9 protein-coding genes are annotated in these 9,646 nt (G+C 49.6%); all 9 read left to right on the forward strand.

Annotated elements, in window-relative coordinates; all coding sequences use genetic code 11:
- The first annotated feature begins 620 nt into the window (after window positions 1-620).
- The gene (locus H579_RS0118055; RefSeq protein WP_028301838.1) at window positions 621-971 is read left to right on the forward strand and encodes an SWIM zinc finger family protein; all 351 of its coding nucleotides are present in this window, start codon (window positions 621-623) and stop codon (window positions 969-971) included.
- Window positions 958-1,455 carry a hypothetical protein gene (locus H579_RS26390; RefSeq protein WP_051227861.1) on the forward strand — a complete coding sequence of 166 codons (498 nt, stop codon included), beginning with the start codon at window positions 958-960 and terminating at the stop codon, window positions 1,453-1,455. Before H579_RS0118055 ends, H579_RS26390 begins: the two co-directional genes overlap by 14 nt.
- A 265-nt stretch (window positions 1,456-1,720) precedes the next feature.
- The gene (locus tag H579_RS26395; RefSeq protein WP_036566683.1) at window positions 1,721-2,749 is read left to right on the forward strand and encodes a GTP pyrophosphokinase; all 1,029 of its coding nucleotides are present in this window, start codon (window positions 1,721-1,723) and stop codon (window positions 2,747-2,749) included.
- A 286-nt stretch (window positions 2,750-3,035) separates the two neighbouring features.
- Window positions 3,036-3,902, forward strand: coding sequence for a KilA-N domain-containing protein (locus H579_RS28105; protein ID WP_051227863.1), 867 nt, complete (start codon window positions 3,036-3,038; stop codon window positions 3,900-3,902).
- 299 nt (window positions 3,903-4,201) lie between these two features.
- Window positions 4,202-4,672 (forward strand): type III toxin-antitoxin system TenpIN family toxin, encoded by a 471-nt coding sequence (gene tenpIN / locus H579_RS0118080; RefSeq protein ID WP_028301839.1) that lies wholly within the window; start codon window positions 4,202-4,204, stop codon window positions 4,670-4,672.
- Between the two features lie 60 nt (window positions 4,673-4,732).
- Window positions 4,733-8,218 (forward strand): phage tail tape measure protein, encoded by a 3,486-nt coding sequence (locus H579_RS28110; protein WP_028301840.1) that lies wholly within the window; start codon window positions 4,733-4,735, stop codon window positions 8,216-8,218.
- 5 nt (window positions 8,219-8,223) lie between these two features.
- Window positions 8,224-8,592, forward strand: a complete 369-nt coding sequence (locus H579_RS0118090) for a phage tail protein (protein WP_245583304.1) — start codon at window positions 8,224-8,226, stop codon at window positions 8,590-8,592.
- The gene (locus H579_RS0118095; RefSeq protein WP_028301842.1) at window positions 8,589-8,804 is read left to right on the forward strand and encodes a tail protein X; all 216 of its coding nucleotides are present in this window, start codon (window positions 8,589-8,591) and stop codon (window positions 8,802-8,804) included. Before H579_RS0118090 ends, H579_RS0118095 begins: the two co-directional genes overlap by 4 nt.
- 1 nt (window position 8,805) lies before the next feature.
- Window positions 8,806-9,646: contractile injection system protein, VgrG/Pvc8 family (locus H579_RS0118100; protein WP_028301843.1), on the forward strand; the 841-nt coding region annotated here is incomplete at its 3' end.

A 9,646-nucleotide genomic window follows, 5' to 3' on the forward strand; every position in this document is an offset into this window, starting at 1 on the left:
ACCGGATGGCAAAAGCCTACAGCTAAAGGTGAGTGATTTTTTGTCAAAAACCGGGGATCACTTCTCAGCCCGGAAGATATCGAAGTCCTCACCGACCTAATCGTACTCAACACCCCAGCCAGTGATGAACAGATCGCAAACTGGCCTGCCGACACCGCATTAAGGCGTTACTACCAGTTAATCAAGCAGCTTAAACAAAGGAGACGGCCGCTATGACTATCGCATTTAATTTTTGGGGTCGGTGGGGACTTGGACGCGTGGGAATACATGATAACTTATATAGCAATCGCGCCCATATCTCTGGCCTCTTTGCTCCTTGAAGCTTAGTCCGTCAAGTGTGGGCCTTCTTGTTTCTGGGGATGCCTGTAAAAAAACTAGGGGTATCCCTAGGGTGGTTAGGGTGTGAAAATACTTTATTTTCAGATGGATAAAGGTGGGTGTCCCGTATAGAGTGAAGGTTGTTTTGAAATAAAATATGTGGATGTCCCGCATTGCCAGTGCCAGCAAATTGCGGGAGCAGGTTAAGCTCAAATTGAGACGGACTAGGGTTTTCCCTAGGGTTGCTATATGCATATTTTTGGTAACTTGTACATATGCTCAAGTTACCAAGGATGTTATGTATGCAGGAAGTTCAGTTTGAGGTTCAAGGATCAGCTGCTGATCCCTATCGTGTTTCGTTTGCTCGGCTGTCTGAAAAGGTTTTAACAGCGTTTTGTACTTGTCCAGCAGGTGAAAATGGTCAGTACTGTAAGCATCGTTTTGCCATACTGGGTGGTGATGCTAAGGCGGTTGTTAGTGGTAACTCTGACCAAGTTGCGATTGTTCAGGAGTGGTTAAAAGGAACTGAGCTGGAGCAAGCCTTGCTCCACTTTCGTGGGTTAGAGGATAAAGCTAAAGAAATAAAGTCAGCGCTCAGTGCTTCCAAGAAAAGTTTGGCCAAGATTATGAGAGGTCAAAATGAAGGAAGTTGATCTGTTAAAATCGATGTGGAAACCAAAGCCGCGGCGTTCTCAGGAGTTGGTTGTTCCAAAGATTACGATGGTAGGGGCAGAAGACGCAGCACAAAAGAAAGGCGATTTAAATAATTCGCATTGGGCATATATAGTACCTTTTGGCTTTCGTAGTGCACTGGATTTGAAGTTCTTATCTAGAAAAAAAACTATTGATGATGGCAAGGGAGGTAAGAAAAAGGTTACCTATTGGGCTTGGACTCAAGGACCTATCATAGCCTTTAAGGCGAATGATGTACTTACCCCTAAAAAAACAGATACTCAATACACATTGCAGGTGTTTTCTGCCATACCAATGGGGTGGGATAAAGAAAACAACGAGATGTATCAAGGCTCTGTAGTTTACCGGCGATATGACGATAACTGGCAGTTTGCGGATCAAAAGGAAGTGACTCAGATGGAGTTCCTTCAATATCTGATAACTGGTGAAGAGCCTACTGTCTAAATATTAAGTTGGCATAAGATACACATCTGAATAATTCACATTGTTATAAGATCTGAGTACCCGTCCAGGGTACTCAGGTCAGATGTGTAAAGTCTGTGTTTTCCCTCTGAGATACTCTTCTGATCTCTAGGCTAGGGATATCTCTAGGTGGTATTTGAGAGAAAACCTGTTATCTTTCAGATAGATAAATGTGGATGTCCCGCATTGCTCCGCATTGCTGCAAACAGTTTGTTTGAATATTTAAATTTAGGATCTATGGCTAATTATGGATAAGAATGAGTTTAAGGTATGGCTGTCTGAAAACTTACCACGTTATAGTAGTCTAACTGAGTCTGTCAGTACTATATTGAAAAGCCTTTTGAATGACAATGATGTCCAATATCTTTCAATATCTGGTCGTGCTAAAGAGTTTAATAGTGCAGTTGAAAAATTTGAAAGGAAATCATATACCGACCCTACACGGCAGATGACCGATCTATCTGGCATAAGAGCTATTCTTTTTTTTGAGTCAGATGTTAAAAAGGTATGTGAAATTGTTGAAGCCGCATTTTCTGTCGACAAGAATAATTCATCTAATAAAGATGACTCTTTGTCTAAGGATAAAATAGGATATCGCTCAGTCCATTATGTATGTTCTTTAGGTGGAAGTAGAAAAGAGTTACCCGAATACAAGGCGTTAGGGGGATTGAGTTTTGAGATCCAAGTTCGCACTGTGCTACAGCATGCATGGGCTGAGCTTGCTCATGATAGGAGTTATAAATTCTCTAAAGAGTTGCCCAAGGATATAGAAAGAAAACTATACTTGTATGCAGGATTACTAGAGGTTGCCGATAAAGGTTTCGATGAGATTTCGAAAGAGATTGATAGCTATAGTGAGAGAATAAATAGCGAGGATAATGAATCTGTTCTTCAGGAAGAAATTAACTCCATATCTATAGTAAGGTTTTTTGATGACCTAGTCTCAAATCAAAATATTAATGTTAAGAAATATAATCATGGGAGTTTTGATAGGCTGATATCAGATGTTATTAGTGAGCTGAAAGCTTTTGGTGTGGTCTATATTAAAGATTTGGATCAGTTTATAGATGCGAGAATGGTAAAGATGTTGAAGGAAAGAAGGGATAACGATGTTAATATATTTTCTTTCTTCCGTTTTATGATGATTGTAAAAGATTATAAAAAACTGAAAGAAATTGGAGTGCCATGGGCTATACATGAAGAGGGACTAACGCTCCTTGAACAATACTTCGATAAGAAAGAACACACCGAATTAGTCAAACTTTTTTCTGAATAAGCCAGTTGACACCCGCCCCCTCTCAGCCCTACCCTTAGGGCTGAGGCGTCGAAACCTCTTTTTCAACAGTCGGATTGCCCAACCCCGTAAGCGTTGGTTTTTTTGTGCCTGAAATTTGGCAAAATCCCTGCCCGAGTTGCGTCCGTAATACGCCAGTTCGGTCGGGAGGGCAGTGAATAGAATACCCTTCGGGGAAATAAGCTCGCGGTGACTGTTGACCGTTTCGAACCTCCCGGCACCCACGTCGAAATGGGGCGAAATCTTCGAAAAACAACAGGAGGCTATCATGGCCGCACATCTCTCAATCTTCTCAAACAAGATTCGTATGTTAGACGGGTTATTCTCCCTGAATGATCTGCATAACGCTGCAGGCGGAGAAAAACGCCATCTACCTGCTCAATATCTACGACTTCAACAAACCCAAGAGTTAATTGCTGAAATTAACCGATATGCAGATCTGCATAACGCTATCAACATCAAGCGTGGCGGTACTAATCAAGGTACTTGGGTATGCAAAGAGCTGGTTTACTCCTATGCGATGTGGATCAGCCCAGAATTCTACCTGAAAGTCATCCACACTTATGATCAGGTAACCAGTGAGCCGCAACCCGACCAAGTCATCGGATCGGAGGGGATGAAGCGTTTATCCAGTCTGGTGGATGGCAAGATCTCTCACCTTAAAGGCAAGCAACGGGCATCGGCTAAGTCGAGACTCTGGGCGCAGGTGCGTAAGGCGTATGGGGTGGATGTGGCTGCGGATATTCCTGCGGATCAGTTGGATAGCGCCCGGCAGTTTGTGGGTAGTTATGTGCTGGAGGGGGATTATTTGCCTGCTGAGCCACAGCAGGTGGCTATGCCGTTGGAGGTTACGGCGTTTTCCCCTAAGCGGATGCCTTCTGAGTTTGATCGCAGGCATGGCCGTTTAGCCGCTGAGCAGTTGCATGATTGTGGCTGGAATCTGGATCTGTTGTGGGCGGTGAAATGGCTTAAAGAGCATGAAGGCCAGACCGTCCGGTTAGAGCCAGGCATTGCTGATCAGTTATCACTGGAATTAAATTCGGTATTGTACTGGTATGAGAGTTACCGCAATCGCCTGTCGTCTATTTATCAGGAAGCGAAAATTGCCGCCCCGCGTTCAGCGTTGATTCGGTGAGTGGGTAAACATAAAACCCGCCTGGTGGCGGGTTTGCTTTATGCGCTGGCGGGTTTGCTTTATGCGCTGGCGGGTTTGCTTTATGCGCTGGCGGGGTAGACGGGTGGGGTGTATTGCCTTATGATTATAGGTGCAGTTGTGGTGGTAGGTAAGCCCCACGTTAAACACTGAAATTACCAGACAGAAAGCTGTGGTGGCAGGCGTACCCCACGTTAAACACTGAAAGCGCCAAACAGAATGAATAACTGCCGAAAGCCCCCTGTTTATGGGGGCTTTTTCGTTTCAGGAGGCTAAAAGGGATGCAGTTAAAAAAGCTGGATGCGTCATTTTATCTGGATCATACTCATCTGAAGGAAGCTCTGGATAACCGGGAAGGTAGCTGGGAGGTTGGAAAAACCCGTGGTTACGGGGTGGTTATTATCAGTATTAATGACCTGACATTTGCTATTCCCTTGCGTTCAAATATCCGCCATTCTGCTGCTTATATCACGGTCAGGGGGAGCCAGAACGGGGTAAAAGGAAAAGGGCTGGATTTTTCAAAAGCCTTGCTGATTACCGACGAAAAATATATCTCTGCTGAACTGTTTAAAACCCCTTCCGCTGAGCACACCCGTCTGATGGAAAAAGAGCACTTTGTTACTCAGAAGTTTGAAAAGTATGTTCAGAAATACATTAAAGCGATGGCCCGGAAGGATCGGAATATTTTGAATAGCCCAGAGTTCCGTTATTCCACATTGATTAACTATCATGCTGAGTTAGGTGTGTTATAGTCGTTTTATTATTTTTGAAGACCCGCCATCTGGCGGGTTTTTTTATGCCCGGAGAAAAGTATGAGTGCAACTAGATACAACCTGATGCTGGTTGGCGTAAATAAAATGTCTCCGGCGATTAAGGGGGCGGCAGCGGATGCAAAGAGTCTGACTGATGTTCTGCGTGAACAACGGCAGGAGGCTAAAAAGCTGAATGCCACTCAGAAGAGTCTGGCCGAGTATGCGGGCCTGCGTAAAAATCTGGCGGCAACCCTGTCGGATTTTCGTAAGAACCGGCAGGCGTTAAAGGGGCTGGCGACAGAGAAAGAGCTGGCCGAAGGCAAGGTGAAAAGCCTGGCTCTGGAAAAGTCGAAGCTGACCCGTAAGCTGAAACGTCTGTCGGATGAGATGGAAGGTGGGGCGTACAATGCCGCTGAACTGTCAGAAGAGTATGCACTGGTTCGTAAGCAGGCCGATGCCCTGGGGGATCAGCTGGAGTCAGAGCGGGCCAATGTTAAAAGATTGGGTGCTGCTTTTGATGAGGCCAGTCAGAAGTCCGATGATTTTAAAAACAGTATTGATAAACAGCGTCAGTCACTCAATCGGTTAGAGGATGAGTTGCAGGACGCTGGCATCGATACCGGCAATTTAGCCCGAGAACAGGCCCGGTTAGAGCGGGAGGTTGACGCCAGTAATCAGGCGTTGGCGACGCAGAAAGACCGGCTTAAAACCCTGTCTGCGGCTCGCTCCAGAATGGCGGCGGCAGATACCCGTATGGCCGATGCCCAGTCGGATGCTGCCGGGACTGCGGCCATGCTGGCGACGGCGGTTATTCCTGTGGCCCGTGCGGTGACGATGGAAGCGGCGATGGCCGATGTCACTAAGGTGGTGGATTTTAACGAGGGTGAGGATAAAGCCTTTCAGAGCCACCTGCAGCGTTTAGCGGTGGAGGTGAATATCCCGCCTGAGCAGTTGACTCAGATTGCCTCGGCTGCCGGTCAGTCTGGTATTAAGAAAGAGGATCTGGCCGGGTTTACCGGGGCCGCTGCCCGTATGGGTGTGGCTTTTGATATGGAAGCGGCTGAAGCCGGTGAAACCATGGCCGCCTGGCGGGCCGGTATGGGCCTGAATCAGCAACAGGCAGAACAGCTGGCCGATGCGGTGAATCATGTCTCTAACAACATGAACGCTAAGGCGCGGGATATTTCCGGGGTGCTGAAGCGTCAGGGCGCTGTGGCTACGGCATCCGGCATGACCGAAACCCAGACTGCCAGTTTAGCCGGTGCTCTGCTGGCCGGTGGTGCGTCTGAGGAAGTCGCAGCCACCACTCTGAAAAACTTACTTGGGGCTTTAACCAAAGGCGAAGCGGCCACCAGTAGTCAGAAAACGGCATTGGCTGATCTGGGGTTAGACTCCGGGGCGCTGGCCTTTGATATGCAGACCGATGCGGTCGGTACAGTCAAAGAGGTATTCGCTGCTCTGGCTGATGCGCCGGTAGAAAAACAGTCTGCCCTGATCAGCCAGATCTTTGGTGAAGAGTCCAAAGGCGGAATTATGCCGCTGCTGAAAAATCAGCAGTTGCTGCAGCAAGCCTTTGAGCTGACTTCAGAAAAGAGTGAATACGAAAACTCAGCGTTAGAGGAATACGAAAACCGGGCCAGTGTCTCTGAGCACCGGCTGGGTTCCGCCTGGCGGGCGCTGGATCGGCTGGGTATTGTGCTGGGTGATTCCATTCTGCCGGTGGTGGCTCCCGTAGCCGATGGTGTGGCTTGGGTTGCTGGTGGTCTGGCGGATGTGGCCGAAGCCGGTGGTTTGGTGACCACGGGTGTTACCGGGCTGGCTGCTGCTTATGTCGGTTATAAAACGGTTATGTTCGGCTGGCAGTTGGCATCGGCCAAAGTGGAACAGTGGCGGGCACAGTCAGCCCTTAAAACCGCTGAAAAAGAATCGAAGCTGGCTGATGCCACAGATGAAACGGCAGACAAAGCCAGTCTGGCCACTCGGGCGCTGGAACGCTTTAACCGGGCGTTAGGCCGTACCGCCAGTATTGATCCGGGTGGCAGTGATGGGCAGAGGGATTCAGACCGTAAGCGAGGCGGTGCCACGGAACGTGATCTGCCTGATGGGCGTGATAGTCGTGATGGTCATGATAGCCGTGGCCATAGAGACTCTGACCCGGATCGGCGCGGACAAAAGGATACTGAACCGGATAAAAAACCGGGTCAATACGATGATTCAGGAGAGCGAAAAGATACCCGCAAGCCCCGTCGAAAACGAGGCAGACTGGCCGGATTAGCCGTTAAAGGCTGGGCCGCTGCTAAAGATCTGGGGCATCTGGCCCTGGAGCAATTGGCTGGAGGGCTGGCTGGCCCGGCATCGATGAACAGCTTTGCCGGTGGTCGTGGTGCTGATCAGCGTTCGACCTCTCGTTCTGATAGACAGCATACATCGGAGCGTCACCGGGCGACTGAATCGCACTTGTCATCTGATCGAACCTCGCAATTCCATACCGAAAGTCGTCATGCTTATTCCTCTGCAGAGGCGACAAAAACCCGTAATGAATCCAGTAACAGCACTGAATCCAGTAACAGCATAGAGTCAGACCGTCATACAGAATCCGAAAGCGAGCACACCAGTGTCTTCCGTCGGGCGGTGGACTGGCTTAAACCGCTGGCCGGTTTAGGTGCCGGTGCGGCCGCTATGCTGGTCGCGCCGGAAGCGGTGGCGGATACGCTGGATGCCGCCGGTGATTTTACCGGTATGGCCACGGATATACTTGGGGCGCTGTCTGGTTCAGCCGGTGATCTGTTGGGGATGGCCGGTAAGGTGATTCGTCCTTTAGACACCGTGATTCAGTCCGGCAATCTGGTATCGGCTGTCGCTTCCGGTGATGAGATGGAAGCCGCTGCAGCGGTTGGTGATATGGCTGGAGGCTGGGGAGGTGCCGCTGGTGGAGCGGCTGCCGGTGCGGCCATTGGTTCTATCGTGCCGGTCATTGGTACAGGCATCGGTGCGGCCATTGGTGCCGGTCTGGGTGGCTGGTTTGGTGGTGATGCCGGTAGTTGGGCCGCCACTAAAGTGATGGAATGGTTCCGTTCAGATTCTAAGAATGAAACCCATAACGCCACAAATCAGACCTTAATAGCAGATCAGTCGTCATCAAGCACGGCTGAATCATCTGCAGAAAGCACACAGACAAATACTGTCAGCCACCTTAACACCGAGCTGAAAACCGCTCTTAAAACAGAGCTGCGGGATACTCCCCTGAAACAGCAACTGGCTGAAGCCGATGAACAGGCCGGATCGGTGATAACAGGCAGTGCCCTGCAACAGATCAATAGCGAGATCGATCAATCCAGCCGTGAGGTGAGTGTGGCGGGTTCAGGTCAGCAAAATATTCAGTTCAGTCCTCAGATCACCATTAATGCGCCGCCCGGTGCCAATGCTGAACAGGTTGCTGAGCTGGCCGTTCAGAAGATAAAGGCGTTGTTTAATACGCATCTGATGCCTGCACTCAGCCCGACGCTGGGCGGTCGCATTGATGACAGTATGGAGATTATGTCGTGAGACAGATGTTAGCGATTAGCGACTTTATTTTCAGTGTCTATCAAGACACGGATTACGAAACAATTACGCGCACCGCTGAATCAGGCCTGGCTACGATTGATCGCGCGGGTCAGTACCCCGCGACTCAACGTACCGGCAAGCCGCTGCAGACCATCAGTATTAATGGGCAGATCCTGGGAAATAGCGGAGGTAGTACTCTGGATCGGCTACGGGGCTTTATTAATCAAGAGCCGCAGATCGTGGTTAAAGGGGACGGTACTGTGCTGGGGTTATGGATGGTGGTTCGAGTCACCGAAACCGGAACGCGCCTGCTTGATGATGGTGTCGCTATTAAAACAACGTTTCAGGTTGAGCTGCAGGAGTATCACGCATGACGGGTAAAACAGTCAGAACCGTACATGGTGACACGGTTGATAGTTTGCTCTGGCGGGAATTAGGCCGCAATGATGAAGGAATTACAGATGCCTTCTGGCGACTCAATGAGCACGCGGCAGAACAGGGGCCGATATTTAATAGCGGCGTTATCTTGCGATTGCCTCAGTTGCCAGAAGAACCAGAGGTGACGCGTATCATGGTGTGGGATTGATATGTCAGAGATCAGGGATTTAACCCCAGTGTGTGAGATCACCGGGGCCGTGGCCGGTATTGTTAACCCTCGGTTGATGAGTTGCACGGTGGTTGATGCGGCAGGCATGGAGTCTGACAGTATCACCATTACCATTGCGGCTGGGGATATTGGAGCCTGGCCGGAAACAGGCCAGACTATTGGTTGCAGAATGGGGTATAAGGAGGGGGCTGTGGTTGACCTGGGGCGGTTCAAGCTGCAGCGGGTCAGCCAGTCCCTGTATCCAAACACCCTGACCATGACCGGTACAGCAGCGCGCTTTGATGCAAAAGACCCGACCGAGTTAAAACGGGCGCAGTCAAAAAGCTGGATGAATACCACTATCGGAGGGATTGTGGGGGCGATTGCTGGCAAGCACGGCTTTAGTCCGAGAATCCACGGTAGCCTGGGTGGTCTGCCTATCGATCATATGGATCAAACGGAAGAAACGGATCTGAAGTTTCTGCACCGGCTGGCGGATCTGCATGATGCGGTGTGTAAGCCGGTGGATTCACTACTGGTTTTTGCGCCCCGTGGACAGGTAAAGACCATGACTGGCAGGGTGCTGGAACCCGTTAATATCCAGCATCCTCAAGAGAATATACCGGCTTATCCTGGGTACGTTACAGGCACGGTATCCGGGCCGGAAAAACGCCAGTTCAATGGCTGCACTGCACATTGGTACGACCATGAAAAAGCAGAGGAAATAAAAGAAGAGGTCGGCAGTACGCCCCGTAAACGGCTGCCGGATCGGTACGACTCAAAAGAAAAAGCGATGGACGCCATTAAGGCAGAGATGCACCGGATAACCCGGCAGGGGGATT

It is taken from the genome of Oceanospirillum beijerinckii DSM 7166, from assembly GCF_000422425.1.
Lineage (GTDB): Bacteria > Pseudomonadota > Gammaproteobacteria > Pseudomonadales > Halomonadaceae > Oceanospirillum > Oceanospirillum beijerinckii.